General features: G+C 40.4%; 15 protein-coding genes. 9 read left to right on the forward strand and 6 right to left on the reverse strand.

The features are described 5' to 3' along the window. The first annotated feature begins 8 nt into the window (after window positions 1-8). Window positions 9-1,478, forward strand: coding sequence for a magnesium chelatase (locus AB9K32_RS04895; protein ID WP_369884527.1), 1,470 nt, complete (start codon window positions 9-11; stop codon window positions 1,476-1,478). 13 nt (window positions 1,479-1,491) lie between these two features. On the opposite strand, the gene AB9K32_RS04900 is transcribed toward AB9K32_RS04895, so the two are convergent. From AB9K32_RS04900 to epsC, 3 genes are all read right to left on the reverse strand, one after another. Next, complete coding sequence (locus tag AB9K32_RS04900) at window positions 1,492-1,974, reverse strand: hypothetical protein (RefSeq protein ID WP_224836929.1); 483 nt, start codon at window positions 1,972-1,974, stop codon at window positions 1,492-1,494. 142 nt (window positions 1,975-2,116) lie between these two features. Beyond that, entirely contained in the window at window positions 2,117-3,001 is an 885-nt protein-coding gene (gene cysM / locus AB9K32_RS04905; protein ID WP_252079745.1) for a cysteine synthase CysM, read from the reverse strand. Continuing rightward, window positions 2,994-3,785 carry a serine O-acetyltransferase EpsC gene (gene epsC / locus AB9K32_RS04910; RefSeq protein WP_252079746.1) on the reverse strand — a complete coding sequence of 264 codons (792 nt, stop codon included), beginning with the start codon at window positions 3,783-3,785 and terminating at the stop codon, window positions 2,994-2,996. The genes cysM and epsC overlap by 8 nt, the downstream gene beginning before the upstream one ends. A gap of 92 nt (window positions 3,786-3,877) precedes the next feature. Between epsC and AB9K32_RS04915 the strand changes: the two genes are divergently transcribed. Continuing rightward, the gene (locus AB9K32_RS04915; protein WP_369884528.1) at window positions 3,878-4,558 is read left to right on the forward strand and encodes a DUF2461 domain-containing protein; all 681 of its coding nucleotides are present in this window, start codon (window positions 3,878-3,880) and stop codon (window positions 4,556-4,558) included. On the opposite strand, the gene AB9K32_RS04920 is transcribed toward AB9K32_RS04915, so the two are convergent. Beyond that, window positions 4,547-4,960 (reverse strand): glyoxalase, encoded by a 414-nt coding sequence (locus AB9K32_RS04920; RefSeq protein WP_224836925.1) that lies wholly within the window; start codon window positions 4,958-4,960, stop codon window positions 4,547-4,549. The two genes, AB9K32_RS04915 and AB9K32_RS04920, sit on opposite strands and share 12 nt — an antisense overlap. Before the next feature lie 318 nt (window positions 4,961-5,278). Between AB9K32_RS04920 and AB9K32_RS04925 the strand changes: the two genes are divergently transcribed. Both AB9K32_RS04925 and AB9K32_RS04930 read left to right on the forward strand, forming a co-directional pair. After that, on the forward strand, window positions 5,279-6,178 hold the full coding sequence (locus AB9K32_RS04925; protein ID WP_369884529.1) for a DUF72 domain-containing protein: 900 nt from the start codon (window positions 5,279-5,281) through the stop codon (window positions 6,176-6,178). Between the two features lie 171 nt (window positions 6,179-6,349). Beyond that, window positions 6,350-6,769, forward strand: coding sequence for an acyl-CoA thioesterase (locus tag AB9K32_RS04930; protein ID WP_224836922.1), 420 nt, complete (start codon window positions 6,350-6,352; stop codon window positions 6,767-6,769). Here the strand turns inward: AB9K32_RS04930 and AB9K32_RS04935 are convergent. Continuing rightward, window positions 6,766-8,058, reverse strand: a complete 1,293-nt coding sequence (locus AB9K32_RS04935; RefSeq protein ID WP_369884530.1) for a dipeptidase — start codon at window positions 8,056-8,058, stop codon at window positions 6,766-6,768. The two genes, AB9K32_RS04930 and AB9K32_RS04935, sit on opposite strands and share 4 nt — an antisense overlap. Before the next feature lie 131 nt (window positions 8,059-8,189). Here AB9K32_RS04935 and AB9K32_RS04940 point away from each other — a divergent pair, with 131 nt between their 5' ends. Both AB9K32_RS04940 and AB9K32_RS04945 read left to right on the forward strand, forming a co-directional pair. After that, window positions 8,190-8,972 carry a hypothetical protein gene (locus AB9K32_RS04940; protein WP_369884531.1) on the forward strand — a complete coding sequence of 261 codons (783 nt, stop codon included), beginning with the start codon at window positions 8,190-8,192 and terminating at the stop codon, window positions 8,970-8,972. Between the two features lie 11 nt (window positions 8,973-8,983). Continuing rightward, a complete protein-coding gene (locus tag AB9K32_RS04945; RefSeq protein WP_224836919.1) occupies window positions 8,984-9,343 on the forward strand; it encodes a hypothetical protein in 360 nt (119 codons plus the stop codon). 406 nt (window positions 9,344-9,749) lie between these two features. Here the strand turns inward: AB9K32_RS04945 and AB9K32_RS04950 are convergent, their stop codons facing one another. Then, the gene (locus AB9K32_RS04950) at window positions 9,750-10,613 is read right to left on the reverse strand and encodes an RNA polymerase sigma factor RpoD/SigA (protein ID WP_224836918.1); all 864 of its coding nucleotides are present in this window, start codon (window positions 10,611-10,613) and stop codon (window positions 9,750-9,752) included. Between the two features lie 246 nt (window positions 10,614-10,859). On the opposite strand from AB9K32_RS04950, the gene AB9K32_RS04955 reads away from it, so the two are divergent. The 3 genes from AB9K32_RS04955 to AB9K32_RS04965 all read left to right on the forward strand — a co-directional run bounded on the left by AB9K32_RS04955 (window position 10,860) and on the right by AB9K32_RS04965 (window position 14,472). Beyond that, window positions 10,860-12,371 carry a DEAD/DEAH box helicase gene (locus AB9K32_RS04955; protein ID WP_338195144.1) on the forward strand — a complete coding sequence of 504 codons (1,512 nt, stop codon included), beginning with the start codon at window positions 10,860-10,862 and terminating at the stop codon, window positions 12,369-12,371. A gap of 79 nt (window positions 12,372-12,450) precedes the next feature. Further along, a complete protein-coding gene (locus AB9K32_RS04960) occupies window positions 12,451-13,689 on the forward strand; it encodes a glycosyltransferase (protein WP_369884532.1) in 1,239 nt (412 codons plus the stop codon). A gap of 153 nt (window positions 13,690-13,842) precedes the next feature. Next, window positions 13,843-14,472 carry an SDR family oxidoreductase gene (locus AB9K32_RS04965; protein ID WP_369884533.1) on the forward strand — a complete coding sequence of 210 codons (630 nt, stop codon included), beginning with the start codon at window positions 13,843-13,845 and terminating at the stop codon, window positions 14,470-14,472. Window positions 14,473-14,483 lie beyond the last annotated feature (11 nt).

The raw sequence follows: 14,483 nt of genomic DNA on the forward strand, positions 1-14,483 counted from the left end.
TATCACAAATGAAATTAGATCACAACAACATCGCAACCCTGGGTCAACTCAAATCGGCAGGGTATACAGGTAAAAGTATCAAGGACGAACTACGTGACAATCTTTTGGAAAAAATATCGAAGGGAGAACAGGTCTTCGAAGGAGTTTGGGGCTACGAAAATTCGGTGATTCCTGAATTGGAAAGAGCTATTTTATCACGCCACAATATAAATTTATTAGGGTTGAGAGGTCAGGCAAAAACACGCTTGGCCCGTTTGATGGTGCAATTGCTGGATGAATATATCCCAATCGTAGAGGGTTCCGAAATTCATGACGATCCAATGCATCCCATCTCCCGATATGCCATAGAGCTGGTCAAGGAAAAAGGTGATAATACACCTATCGGTTGGGTGCACAGGGATGAGCGATTTTACGAAAAACTGGCCACCCCAGATGTTACCGTAGCCGACCTTATAGGAGATGTAGATCCCATAAAAGCAGCAAATCTTAAATTATCCTATGCCGATGATCGAGTAATTCATTTCGGGATGATACCCAGAGCAAACCGCTGTATTTTTGTTATCAATGAACTTCCGGACCTTCAAGCAAGAATTCAAGTAGCGTTGTTTAATATTCTGCAAGAGGGAGACATACAAATTAGAGGGTTTAAACTTAGACTCAATTTGGATATGCAATTTGTTTTTACCGCCAACCCAGAAGATTACACCAATAGGGGAAGTATCGTTACACCTTTAAAAGATAGGATAGGTTCGCAAATTTTGACGCATTATCCGGATAACATCGAAATCGCAAAAAAAATCACCAAGCAAGAAGCCAAATTGGACAAACGCCAATCTGATTTTGTATATGTTCCTGAAATCGCCATGGATTTGTTGGAGCAAATCAGTTTTGAAGCCAGAAACAGTGAGTTTGTAGATGCCAAAAGTGGCGTAAGTGCGCGTATGAGCATCACCGCTTTTGAAAACTTATTGAGCACCGCAGAACGTAGGGCCATTATTGCAGGTGATACTAAAACTACCGTTCGATTGAGTGATTTTATGGGAGTGGTGCCCTCCATTACCGGAAAAATTGAGTTGGTGTACGAAGGAGAGCAGGAGGGAGCTGGTTATGTGGCCGAAACATTGATAGAAGAGGCTGTAAAAAGTTTGTTCCCTAATTATTTTCCCAAGATAGAAAAGCTGCAGCGCAAAGAAGAGGAGAACGAATATGATGAACTCGTGAGTTGGTTCTTTGATGGTGAAGGATTTGATTTATTGGACGACGAAAAAGATGAAAATTATAAATCCAAACTGGATGCCATTGGTCCCTTGAACCATTTAATCAGAGAATATCAGCCAGAAATTTCTATGGAGGATTCCTATTTTCTTAAAGAACTTCTGCTTTGGGGGCTGGTGGCCCACAAGAAATTGAGCAAACACCGCTTTCAGCAGGGTTATCAATTTAAAGATCTATACGGGAGCTACATTAGTGGGTTATAGCCCATTGATGGGCCTACTGCCAAATATTTAGATTATCGTTGTAGTTTTCGAAATTATAGATTCCTATGTAACGCTTTCTTAACCAAAAAGTGTAAAGCGTTAAAATAGGTAGTATACTATACAAAACCAAGGTAAGTGTGGCCATGGGCTTAAATGTTGCAGGGATTACATGTTCATTAAACCCACCAATGGAGTATAATACCATAGCGCTGTCATAGATTTTAAACAAGTATATGATCATCACAACGTACAGAACATACTCTATATTTCTCATTTTGGGGTCTGGCAATTCATCTTCAGTGATCTTGAACCAAACCACGTACAAATAAAGCAAATGTACAACGGATAGAATCGGGAATATATAATTGTCCGGTTTTAAAAAGTAAAACTGATTGGTGTAAATACCATAAAAACTCAATACCGACAAGGTTAATAGAACTACTATACTTGCTAGGATATTCCTTTTCCAGGTAATGATTTTTGACAAGGTATTCATGTTGATTTCAGATTTGGGATAATACTTGCTGTAAAGAACGGGGTTTTGTCGCCACTATTTTAACAAAATCGTTGAGTGGCAAACAATGTTGGATAATGGGAAAAAACCGACATGAAACCCAAATTTTAGATGGTAAAAACAACTAGTCAAATAGATCTGAAGAGAGATAACGGTCCCCACGGTCGCACACAATCGAAACAATAGTGCCGCTCTCCAAGGTTTCTGCCAAGCGCAAGGCCACTGTTGCGGCACCACCACTGCTCATTCCTGCGAAGATACCTTCCTCTTTGGCCAACTGTTTTGCCATAGTTCTGGCATCTTCCTCGCTCACCTCCATTACGGTGTCCACTTTTGCGGGGTCAAAAATTTTTGGCAGATACTCTTGCGGCCATTTTCGAATTCCCGGTATTTTGGAATTATCCGTAGGCTGTACACCTACAATCTGAATATTGGGGTTTTGTTCCTTTAAAAAAGTTGATGTGCCCATAATTGTCCCTGTGGTACCCATACTGGAAACGAAATGTGTGATTTCCTCTTGTGTATCTCGCCAAATTTCCGGTCCGGTAGTTTTGTAATGTGCCAACCAATTATCATTATTGGCAAATTGGTTCAGCATTCTAAAACCTTCTTGGGCAACTTTTGCTTCAGCATAATCTCGTGCGCCCTCTATCCCAACATCGGCAGGGGTCAAGGTAACTTTTGCACCGTAGGCCCGCATGGTCTGCACTCGTTCCTTGGTAGAGTTTTCTGGCATCACCAATTCAATATTCAATCCAAAAAGACCGGCAATCATGGCCAATCCTATCCCAGTGTTACCGCTTGTAGCTTCTATAAGTTTGGTGTCTTTCGTAAAGTCGCCTCGTTCCAGACCACTTTTGATCATATTGTACGCAGGTCTGTCCTTAACACTTCCGCCAGGATTATTTCCTTCTAGTTTAAAAAGGACTTTTACTTTTTTATTGGTGTTCAATACTTTGGATTCCACCAATGGGGTGTTTCCGATTAAATCGAGTATACTGTTAGACATTAGGGCTCGTCTTAATTTTAATTTCTGGAGTATGGTACACTTTAGAGTTTGGCGGCACCGATTCGGTTATCCAGGCATTTCCGCCTATAATGGAATTTTTACCAATAACGGTGTCGCCACCTAAAATGGTAGCGTTGGCGTAAATCGTCACATTATTTTTAATAGTTGGGTGTCGCTTTGTTTTTTCCAAGCTCTTGGATACGTACAATGCACCCAGAGTAACTCCCTGGTATACCTTAACGTTGTCTTCTATAACTGCCGTCTCACCTATAACTACACCGGTAGCATGATCGATAAAAAAAGATTTTCCGATTTTGGCCCCAGGGTTAATGTCCACACCCGTTTGTCTATGGGCATACTCCGTCATCAAACGGGGAATCAAAGGAATGCCTTCCACATATAGCTCATGTGCCAATCTATAAATGGCAATCGCATAAAATCCCGGGTAAGCCAGGTATATTTCTTGCAACGAAGAAGATGCGGGGTCACATTCTAGGATAGCTTCGGCATCCAAGTTTAAAAATTCCAGTATTTCTGGTAGATGGGAAACATATTCTCCCCATAGCTCATCATGTGGCTTTTTCAATTCACAACACGCCATATCCATAAGCTTGTTGAACTGTTTTTCCAATAGCTCAAGGTTTACGGCCACAGGGGTATTGGTGTCAAATAAGGTATAAAAGAGCGTGTTCGTAAAATCCTCGGTAAGTTGCTTTAATTTAAAATCCAAGCAGGGCATTTTTTTATGCCTAATAAGCTCTTCGATTATTTTTTCCTTATCCATAGTACAATTTGTCGCTCTAAAATTAGTCAAAACCTTACCGCAAGTGGGCACAAAAGGGTAACTTTAGATTAAAAATAACATATTATAATTTTATGAGCTCGAACATAACGATTTCCAAGGATTCCCTTGACTTTTTAAATGAATTGAAAAAAAACAACAACCGCGAATGGTTCGAGGCCAACAAGACTACTTTTAAAAAGCATGAAGCTCAGGTAAAGGCATTTTTTGAAGCCGTTAAAGACAATCTGAACCAGCACGACGAAATCGAGAAAATGAAGATGTTCCGAATTTATAGGGATGTTCGCTTTTCTAAGGACAAAACTCCATATAAGAGTCATTTTGCAGGCTCTTTTTCCCGTTTGGGCGCTCATTTAAGGGGCGGTTATCACCTACATATAAAACCAGGGGAATCACTCTTGGCCGCAGGTTTTTGGGCCCCCAACAAAGAAGATCTATTTCGCATACGGAAAGAACTGGAATTGGATGCCTCGGAATTTAGGGACACCATAAACCAAAAACAATTGAAAACCGTTTGGGGAGACCTAAGTGGGGACGAGTTAAAAACTGCCCCAAAGGGTTTCGAAAAGGAACACCCCGACATAGACCTAATTAGAAAAAAGCAATTTGTTTTTGTGCGAAATCTATCGGACAGTGAAGTTTTATCCGCGTCATTTTTGGAAGAAGTGGACAATTCCTTTAGGGCCATTAGACCCTATTTTGATTTAATGAGCGATATCCTCACTACCAACTTGAACGGAGAATCAATCTTGTAACAGCGTCTCCGCCTCTAAAAGTTGGATTTGATCCTTAAGACGTTCCACCACCATATGCATCATTCGCTTGTTCAAGGCAGAGGAATTGGTAATATAGTCCCTGTATTCTTCTACCGTGAACTGACCTATTATCATACCTTTTAGGGAATTCCGGAACTTGATGTCCTTTTGGATGGCCCGCTCAATGTATTGAAGTTTTTTCTCTAAGGAAAGATCGTAAAAAACGCCTTTGTGCTTGTTCGCATAATTCTTGAACGCTTCTACCAATAAATAGTTCTGGAGTTTTAAAACAGGGCGGAGGGTCTTGTTCTGGAAATGCTCATCAAAACCCATTTGATTGTTAAAATGTGACTCGGGAATACTCGGACGAATGTCCAATCGGCGGTCGGATTCTAAATCCATGGCTGTGATTTTTAATAAAATTACAGAATGAATCGCCCTGCACATTTAATAATCGCAATAGTTGTCAACGATGTTATGAACAGCATAGTCAGAATGAATATGGAAATCTTAGAACAATTTAGAGACCCAATAAACTATAAGACAAAACAGGCAGATTGAAAATTCGTGCAGGACCCAGTACCGGAATAGTTTAGGGAATTTAGAAGATGGATTAAAGTTCAGTATACTTAAATATATTAAAAAAATGAACCATGGATGATTGACCCCTTAACCAAGGAAAAGCCTATTTTTATAAATTGATTCCAAATATATTCGTTCATGAAATTCGGAAAAGTAGATAATCCGGAAAACATAGATTTTACCATACCACCTGACCACCCAGATACGCCCGTGGTGTTATCCAAAACCAAAACGGGGGCTGAGGCAAAGATTTATGTCGGTTGCGCCAAATGGAATAGACAAGATTTAAAGAATTTTTACCCAAGGGGCACAAAGGATGAGCTGGAATATTACTCATCGCAATTCAACAGTATTGAGCTCAACGCCACATTTTATCGGATATTTCCGGCGGAACAGTATGAGAAATGGCGGGACAAAACTCCTGAAGGTTTTAAGTTTTTCCCGAAAATGACCAACGAAGTAAGTCATTTACGCCGAATGAACGATAAGGCTCTTGAAGCAACTGACCGTTATTTAGAGGTAACGTCTTTACTTGGAGAAAAGCTCGGAACCATTTTTTTACAAATGCACAATAATTTTGGTCCAAAAAACTGGGATAGGGTAGTGCGCTTTGTAGAATATTGGCCAAAAGAGTTCCCATTGGCCATGGAGTTTAGACACACGGATTGGTTCAACGACAAAAATGTGGCCAATGAGCTTTACCACTTATTGGATGAAAACAATATTGCCAACACCCTAGTGGATACAGCAGGCAGAAGAGACCTTATGCATATGAGATTCACCAAGAATGAAGCCTTTATTAGATATGTTGGTGCAAATCATAAATCGGATTACCCCCGCTTGGATGATTGGATCGAGCGTTTAGCTTCATGGAAATCCATGGGCTTGGAAAACATTCATTTTTTTGTACATCAAAACCTTGAGTTGGAATCCCCTTTATTGTCAGCCTATTTTATTGAACAACTTAACACTAAAATGGGTTTTGATCTACGTGTACCAAGAACAACTCTATCCTCTGAAAAAGGTTTGTTCGATTAAGTGGCGTAAATTGATCAAGTTTAAAATCTTTGGGTACAATATTTAATTACTCATTATCAGGGTCGATCAAATTATTTCAAATTCGTAATTCGCATCAATTAAAGAAGTTAAGAATACCTTTCTTAGGGCTATTGCCCTAACTTTGTGGTCTAAAACATTAAATTCATTGCTATGCGATTTCACACTAGAAAATGGGTCAAGCCAGAGGATTTAAATGCCAACGGAACACTTTTCGGAGGAAAGGTGCTAGCCTGGGTAGATGAAGAAGCTGCCCTTTACAGTATAATTCAGCTCGAAAACAAAAAAGTGGTCACCAAGTACATGTCCGAAATTAACTTTATGAGCACGGCACGGGAAGGTGACATTGTAGAAATAGGGATAGAAGTAATAAAATTCGGGGTCACCTCGATTTCTTTAAACTGCGAAGTTAGAAACAAGATGACCCACGAAAGTATTGTTACGGTCGACAATATAATTATGGTCAACCTGGATGAAAACGGCAATCCCAAACCCCATGGCAAAACAAAGATTGAATATGTAAAAGATCGTTTGGCCAAAAAGGAAAAGGAAGAACAAAATGCCGCTTCTTAGTTCATTGATTCGGCTACTGCTTGCACCTCGTCCAGTACCCTTAGCAGATTTCCACCCCACAATTGGGCTATCTCTGCTTCGGTATAACCTCTTTTGACCAATTCAAGGGTTACATTAAAGGTTTCGGAAGCATCTGACCAGCCTTCGATACCACCGCCACCATCAAAATCGGAACTAATGCCCACATGGTCTATTCCGATAAGATCGACCATATAATCTATGTGGTCCACAAAATCTGAAACGTTAACGGCCGGTGGGGCGTTGGAGTCGTCTTTTGCCAATTCTTCCCCAATATTCATCACTTTCCTGTAGTTGGCAAAGAATTCTTTACGTTGATCGGGAGTCAATGTAGAAAATTGGGAACGTTCGTACCAGGCAATTTCCAAGGAATCCGCTACTTTTTTGTACACGTCCTTCATATATGCGGCACGAGCTTCGTGTTTTTCTGTATTTAAGTAAGAGCTAAATGCAACGGTCTGCACCACACCTCCGTTTTCCTTCATCAGCATTAGCTGCTCGTCGTCCAAGTTACGGCTATGATCGCACAACGCTCTTGCAGACGAATGCGAAGCTATGATGGGAGCTTTGGTCAACTCTATCATTTGTTTCATGGCCTCTTTGGAAGGGTGGGACACATCGATCATAATGCCCACGCGGTTCATTTCGGCAACGGCTTGTTTTCCGAGTTCACTTAATCCATTGTGGAGCCATACACTATCTTTTTCTCCTGTATTGGAATCGCTGAACTGGCTGTGCCCATTGTGCGAAAGGGAAATATAACGTGCTCCACGCTTTTGATATTCTTCGATCAAGGCAAGATCCTCACCGATCGGGTAGGCATTCTCTACGCCGATCATGGCCACTTTTTTACCAGACGCTACAATTCTCCTTACATCGTCGGAGTTTAAGGCCAATTCTATTTGGTCCGGGGCAATATCTTCACAAAGCCTATGTATGGCATCAAATTTGGCCATGGCATTGTCCGCCGCTTTCGCATAGCCATCAGATGTCAGTTCGTCCTGCCCGGTATACACGATCAAGAAAACGGCATCCAATCCACCTTCTTCCATTTTTGGAAGGTTTATCTGGGTCTCCAGTCGTTGTGTGTAATTAATACTGTCGGTAAAGTTTTGGACGTTAATGTCGTCGTGGGTGTCGATTGTAATCACTGAATCGTGGATTCTCTGTGCTTTTACTTCCAAGGTTTCAGTTTTTTCGGTTTTTTGATTTTTTTTCTCTCCGCAAGAGATCAATAAGGTAATACTAAGGAATAGATAAAAATATTTCATGGTCGGTTAATTTATACATACAAATAACGCAATTTGACAACAAAATCCGAATACTACGGAACAATTAATTGTATTCCCTTGGTTTTATCAAGATTTTTAGAAGGATTAATAACCACTTTTACATCAGTACTTTGGGAACACGGGAATTGTTAACGTATTTGGAAAAACTTGAAATAGGATTAAGCTCTTTTTCTTACGAAGAGCTAGGTGTTGTTGAAGCAGGCGAACTCAAAAAATCTTTTGAGATGTTCAAATTTGGACTGGAAAGCAAAGTTTTTGGTATTTCCGAAATGAGACAGCTCGAGAACATCTACAAAAAGGTTGGAATCCAAAGTGTTGATACCAGAGAAGCCGAAAGCTATGATAAAAGTAAATTTTTAAAGCTAATGGCGGCCTTGGAAGGTACAAGTTTGACCGAGGAACAACTTCAAATTATAAATGACCTTAAAGTTATGATGAAAATTGAGCAGGATGGATTCCCCCGAAATACAGGGGAAGCTCCAAACCAAATATCCCGCGACTTTGAATTCATAGAGAAAAGCCTGAAAGCAGGATTTGCCTCCCAAAATATAGACTTAAAACCCGTTTTGGAGGATTGTATGGGCCAAATGGAACTATTGGAAGAACTGGTCCGTATGTTCAAGCTCAATATTTTGGAGTTTATCGGCAGCGCCAAAACCAATTTAATGTGCGAAAACTTTAATGTACTGGAACTGACCTGCCAAAAAATTATGCCTTCGTTGCGTATGATGCAGACAACCGGACTTTTGGAGGTCACACAACAAATTTCCAGGCTTTGCAAAACAGACCAAGACATAAAACACCTTTCGTTTCTATATGATCAATTTTTGAAAGAATACCCCAATGTACAGGAACAAATAGATTTTGAAATGGAACTGTTCCGTACAATGTAACATGGACAAAAATGGAAAGCAACGATCTTCCAAAATATTTACAAAGTATTTTTTATCCTTTGTTCAAACACGCAAAGGATTTGGAATGTAAGCTTATGCTTTTGGACGAAATGTTGGAAGTAGGGGACAAAAAGGAAATTCCATTGCTAACAGAGCTGGAATCCCACAAAAACCACCAGATAAGCAATAAAGCATTTGAAATAAAGGTCGCCCTCCAATCCAAGTTGGGCCTTATGACAGATACTGAACGCAGGAGATTGCCTATGAACCTTTGTTTTATTTATGATGAATTCAACATAAGACCCAGTAAAGTGGACAAGGAACTGGACTTTGAAATTGAACTCGACTTATTGAATATGAAGAAAGAATAGGGTTTCACCACCCAATGTGGAATTTTCACCACATTCTATCTTTTATAAATAATCTTTAAAATGATTTAACGTTATACTTAAAACCCCGACAAATTAACCAAAGATTACCATGTTATACGATACCTACGGAGAAGAATACTTGGCATTTTTACAAGAACTCAACGAAATTTTGAGCGTAAACCAACTTGCCGAACTGGATTACCTATAAACCAATACCCCAAAACTGTTCAAAATGAAGAACCACAACAAAGAAAACACCGCTTACTTGAATTTTATTCAAGATTTGAAAGACATGCTCACTGATTTTGATATTAGTCTATTGAGCAAATCCTAAAAGTTTAAGTAAATATCATAAAAAAGGGGATGTACAAAAACATCCCCTTTTTTATTTATAACATATACCTACCTATCCCAAATAAGATTTTAAAATTTTGCTTTTGGATGTATGTCTTAATTTTCTAATGGCCTTTTCCCGGATTTGCCGCACACGTTCTCGGGTAAGGTCAAACGTACTGCCTATTTCCTCCAAAGTCATGGAAGGTTGGTCTCCAATACCGTAGTACAACCTCACCACATCCGCCTCTCTTGGCGATAGTGTATCCAATGCCCTGTTGATCTCTGTATTTAAGCTTTGGTGCATTAGGCTCCTGTCCGGTTTAGGAGAATCACCGGCATTGAGCACATCATATAAATTTGAGGTTTCACCTTCCTTAAGGGGAGCATCCATGGAAACATGGCGTCCAGTATTTTTTAACGACTGTTTTACCTCGGATACCGTCATGTCCAGCTCCTTGGCAATTTCTTCTGGAGATGGTGGCCGCTCATGTGCCTGCTCCAGATAGGAAAACGTTTTTTTTATCTTGTTGATCGACCCAATTTTGTTCAAGGGCAAACGAACCACTCGAGATTGTTCGGCCAAAGCTTGTAAAATGGACTGCCTGATCCACCATACCGCGTAGGAAATAAATTTAAAGCCGCGGGTCTCATCAAAACGCTTGGCTGCTTTAACTAGCCCAACATTACCTTCGTTGATCAGGTCGGGCAGTTTAAGACCTTGGTTTTGGTATTGCTTGGCCACAGAAACAACAAACCTAAGGTTGGCGTTGGTCAGTTTTTCTAAAGCAGCTTGGTCTCCGGCCCGTATCTTTTGTGCCAACTCAACTTCTTCCTGTGCAGTTATAAGATCAATCTTACTAATGTCCTGCAAGTATTTGTCAAGTGATTTGGATTCCCGGTTCGTGACCTGCTTAATGATTTTTAGCTGCCTCATTCGTATTTATGGTTTTGTAAGTGTTATAAGCTTTCATTATACGTTTTTATGTCCGATTTTCCAAGTACAAAATGTTATTGTTATCAAAATGTTATCAGTCAACAGGAGTACCAATGTAGAAAGTTCCCTAAAACTTGATTGTTGATACTATTTTGATAGAAAAGCACCCAAGTGTTGGTCACAAGCACAAAAAACCCCTAATTTTGTAGGGTTTTTTAATTAAGAATCCCTAATGCCCTTTTCCCTTTGGAAGTAAACAAAACCATCAAGAAGAAAACTTTATACGGATACCAGGAAGAAGACCTGAACAAAATATTCACCCAATTGGACAAGCTTCCGGAAGGCACCAATATCCTCTATCAATTGCCCACCGGGGGCGGTAAGACCGTTGTGTTTTCCGAAATTACTCGCCGATTTATCCAACAAACCGGTAAAAAAGTAATGGTTCTTACCCATCGAATAGAACTGAGCAAGCAAACTTCCAAAATGCTAAAAGGCTTTGGGGTGGCCAATAAAGTCATCAACAGTGAGGTAAAAGAGCTCTACGACCAAGACGACTACATGTGCTTTGTGGCCATGGTGGAGACTTTGAACAATCGTTTGCAAGAGGAAAAGGTAAAGATCAACAATATCGGCCTGGTAATTATAGACGAGGCCCATTACAATTCGTTTAGAAAACTCTTCAAATATTTTGAAAAGTCCACCATTTTGGGAGTTACCGCAACACCGCTCAGTTCCAACATAAAACTCCCCATGAAGGACAATTACAAACATTTGATCATTGGGGAATCCATACAATCGCTGATCAGTAAGAACTTCTTGGCCAAGGCCAATCTCTACAATTACGATGTTAGTCTAAAAACATTGAAACTGGGTATCAACGGGGACTATACCGTAAAATCTTCGGACGAGTTCTATAGTGCTCACAGCATGCTGGGCAAATTGCTTACGGCATACGAAGAAATTGCCAAGGGCACCAAGACCCTGATTTTCAACAATGGTATCAATACATCGCTTTATGTGTACGAAACTTTTAAAAAGGCAGGATATAATGTAAGGCATTTGGACAATAAAAATACGGCTACCGAACGAAAAGAAATTCTGGAATGGTTCGCTGAGACCCCAGATGCCATATTGACCTCGGTGAGTATTTTAACCACAGGTTTTGATGAGCCTACGGTAGAGAGCATTATTCTGAACAGGGCCACACGTTCGCTTACTCTTTATTTTCAAATGATCGGAAGAGGTTCCAGGGTACTCCCCAACAAGAGCGAGTTCAACGTAATCGACATGGGTAACAATATCGCTCGTTTTGGACCTTGGGATGCGCCTGTGGATTGGCAAGAAATCTTCCACTTCCCAGATTTCTATTTGGAGAACATAAAAAATGATGAAGAAATAGAACGGGATTTTGTTTATGAAATGCCAGATGATCTTCGGGCCAAATTCAGCAAATCCGATAATATTACCTTCAATGTAAAAGAAGAGTATAAAAAAATATTTGCGCAAGGCAAAAAATCCAAACTTGTACTGGAAAAAAGTATCGAACAACATGCCCAGATCTGTGTAGAGAACAGCGAAGATGTTTTCGATGCACGGATTTTGGCCAAAGAGTTGAAAGACGAGATCCAGTATCGCGTAAAGCAATACTCGTATTGCATTATGAACAATACCAAAAACTACAAAGAGTGGTTGGAGGAAGATTATGAGCGTAAACTGCGTTCCAGCATTTCTAAAATGTTCGCCGCAAAAATGTAAGGGCAGGGTATTGGCCGGATTGTTTGGCCCTGTTTGCAATATCTGGGCCCTTGTGATCCTAACGTAATACATTTATTATATGCCAAAAAAGCTCCTAGTTATTGGTTATGTATGGCCCGAACCGAACACCACGGCGGCCGGATGCCGTATGCAGCAATTGCTGAATGCCTTTTTGGAGCTTGGATACCGGATTACCTTTGCGAGCACTGCAGTAAAAACCGAGTATAGCTTGGACCTGAAGCCATGGGGCATTAAAGAAACAACTATTGCCCTGAACCATTCCAGTTTCGATGATTTTGTAAAACAGCTAGCGCCCGATCTGGTAATGTTCGATCGTTTTATGGTGGAAGAGCAATTTGGTTGGCGCGTAGCGGAATTTGCCCCGAATGCCGTCCGAATTTTGAACACCGAAGACTTACATGGACTTCGAAAGGCCAGGGAAGAGGCCCATAAAAAGGATGTACGGTTTAAACTACTCGACTGGAAAAACCACCCGGTCACTTTACGAGAATTGGCCAGTATGTACCGGTGCGACCTTAGTTTGATTATCTCCACCTTCGAAATGCGAATTTTGCGGGAGCATATTAAGTTTCCAGCAGAGCTGCTGTTCCATTTACCGTTTATGGTCGAAGTTTCCAAAAACCATAAAGACACATTGCCCACATTTGCCGAGAGAAATGACTTTGTTAGTATCGGGAACGGAAAACATGCCCCTAATGTAGATGCCATAAAACTGTTGAAACAGGAAATATGGCCAAACATCCGCAAAAAGTTACCAGAAGCTCAATTACGGGTCTATGGTGCTTATTTGCCACAGCAAATTAAGGAGATGCACCATCCCAAATCTGGTTTTTTTATTGATGGATGGATAGAGAATGCCGACTTGGTTCTAGAAAATTCTAGGATATTATTGGCACCGCTCCGCTTTGGCGCAGGTATTAAAGGAAAACTTTTGGATGGCATGAAAACGGGAACCCCTACGGTTACCACAACTATAGGTGCCGAAGGCATGTATGGTGACCAGCATTGGAACGGGGTTATTTCCGACAACTGGAACGATTTTGCAAATGCTGCCGTGAAATTATACCAAAACAAATTAGAGTGGGAAAGGGCCCAAAAAAATGGATTTGCCTTACTGGAATCCAACTACAATAAAACTAAATCAACCAAACAGTTTAAAGCCCTATTGGATAATTTGATTTATGACTTGGAAAATCATCGAACCGAAAATTTTGTAGGGAGGTTACTTCAGCATCAAACTTTAACGAGCTCCAAATACATGGCCAAATGGATAGAGGAGAAGAATAAAAAAGTTTGACCTTTATTCTTTACATCCACAACCTGGTTAGATAAAAAAGTACATTTCTGTAAACGCCATCAAACCGAAAATCATATTGTTAAAGTATTGTTTACGGCCGTTAAAGTACGTTAATCCCCATGGTCGGTTGCCCAGTATTTTTATTTTATTGGTATGGAAAAAATATTAGTAGCAGGTGCGACCGGCACCACTGGAGAAAAAATCATAAAATTATTGAAATCGAGCGAAAAATATCAACCTATCGCCATGGTTCGTAATGAGGATCAAAGAACGCGATTTGAATCTCAGGGCATTGAGACCGTAATGGGTGATTTGGCCAAGGATGTCTCCAAAACGACCGAGGAAATCGATAAAGTTATTTTTGCTGCAGGGTCCAAAGGAAAGGATGTGGTAAATGTAGATCAAGAGGGAGCAAAGAGACTGATCGATGCCGCAAAAAAGGAGCGAGTGAACAAATTTGTAATGCTGAGTTCCATGGGAGTGGACAATCCTCGTGGAGACCTTAAAGAATATTTGCAGGCCAAACAGAATGCTGACCAGTATCTGGATATAAGCGGTCTGACCTTTACCATTGTTAGACCTGGTTCGCTAACCAATAATGAGGGTATCGGAAAAATAAAACTTGCAAACAAACTGCAAGAACATGGCACTATTCCACGATGGGATGTCGCCAGGACCTTGGTACAAAGTCTGGATGACAAAATTGCCAAAAATCAAGCCTTTGAGATTTTAACCGGTGAAACCCGTATTGAGGAAGCCGTTGAAAAGCTCGAAATGGCATAATTTATTTACTT

The sequence above is a fragment of the Allomuricauda sp. XS_ASV26 genome (assembly GCF_041224615.1).
GTDB classification, from domain to species: domain Bacteria; phylum Bacteroidota; class Bacteroidia; order Flavobacteriales; family Flavobacteriaceae; genus Flagellimonas; species Flagellimonas alginolytica.

What these genes read in the sequence shown, in the direction of transcription:
- AB9K32_RS04895 (WP_369884527.1), top strand. Translation starts at nt 9, where the DNA reads ATGAAATTAGATCACAACAACATCGCAACCCTGGGTCAACTCAAATCG.
- AB9K32_RS04900 (WP_224836929.1), bottom strand. Translation starts at nt 1,974, where the DNA reads ATGAATACCTTGTCAAAAATCATTACCTGGAAAAGGAATATCCTAGCA.
- cysM (WP_252079745.1), bottom strand. Translation starts at nt 3,001, where the DNA reads ATGTCTAACAGTATACTCGATTTAATCGGAAACACCCCATTGGTGGAA.
- epsC (WP_252079746.1), bottom strand. Translation starts at nt 3,785, where the DNA reads ATGGATAAGGAAAAAATAATCGAAGAGCTTATTAGGCATAAAAAAATG.
- AB9K32_RS04915 (WP_369884528.1), top strand. Translation starts at nt 3,878, where the DNA reads ATGAGCTCGAACATAACGATTTCCAAGGATTCCCTTGACTTTTTAAAT.
- AB9K32_RS04920 (WP_224836925.1), bottom strand. Translation starts at nt 4,960, where the DNA reads ATGGATTTAGAATCCGACCGCCGATTGGACATTCGTCCGAGTATTCCC.
- AB9K32_RS04925 (WP_369884529.1), top strand. Translation starts at nt 5,279, where the DNA reads ATGAAATTCGGAAAAGTAGATAATCCGGAAAACATAGATTTTACCATA.
- AB9K32_RS04930 (WP_224836922.1), top strand. Translation starts at nt 6,350, where the DNA reads ATGCGATTTCACACTAGAAAATGGGTCAAGCCAGAGGATTTAAATGCC.
- AB9K32_RS04935 (WP_369884530.1), bottom strand. Translation starts at nt 8,058, where the DNA reads ATGAAATATTTTTATCTATTCCTTAGTATTACCTTATTGATCTCTTGC.
- AB9K32_RS04945 (WP_224836919.1), top strand. Translation starts at nt 8,984, where the DNA reads ATGGAAAGCAACGATCTTCCAAAATATTTACAAAGTATTTTTTATCCT.
- AB9K32_RS04950 (WP_224836918.1), bottom strand. Translation starts at nt 10,613, where the DNA reads ATGAGGCAGCTAAAAATCATTAAGCAGGTCACGAACCGGGAATCCAAA.
- AB9K32_RS04960 (WP_369884532.1), top strand. Translation starts at nt 12,451, where the DNA reads ATGCCAAAAAAGCTCCTAGTTATTGGTTATGTATGGCCCGAACCGAAC.
- AB9K32_RS04965 (WP_369884533.1), top strand. Translation starts at nt 13,843, where the DNA reads ATGGAAAAAATATTAGTAGCAGGTGCGACCGGCACCACTGGAGAAAAA.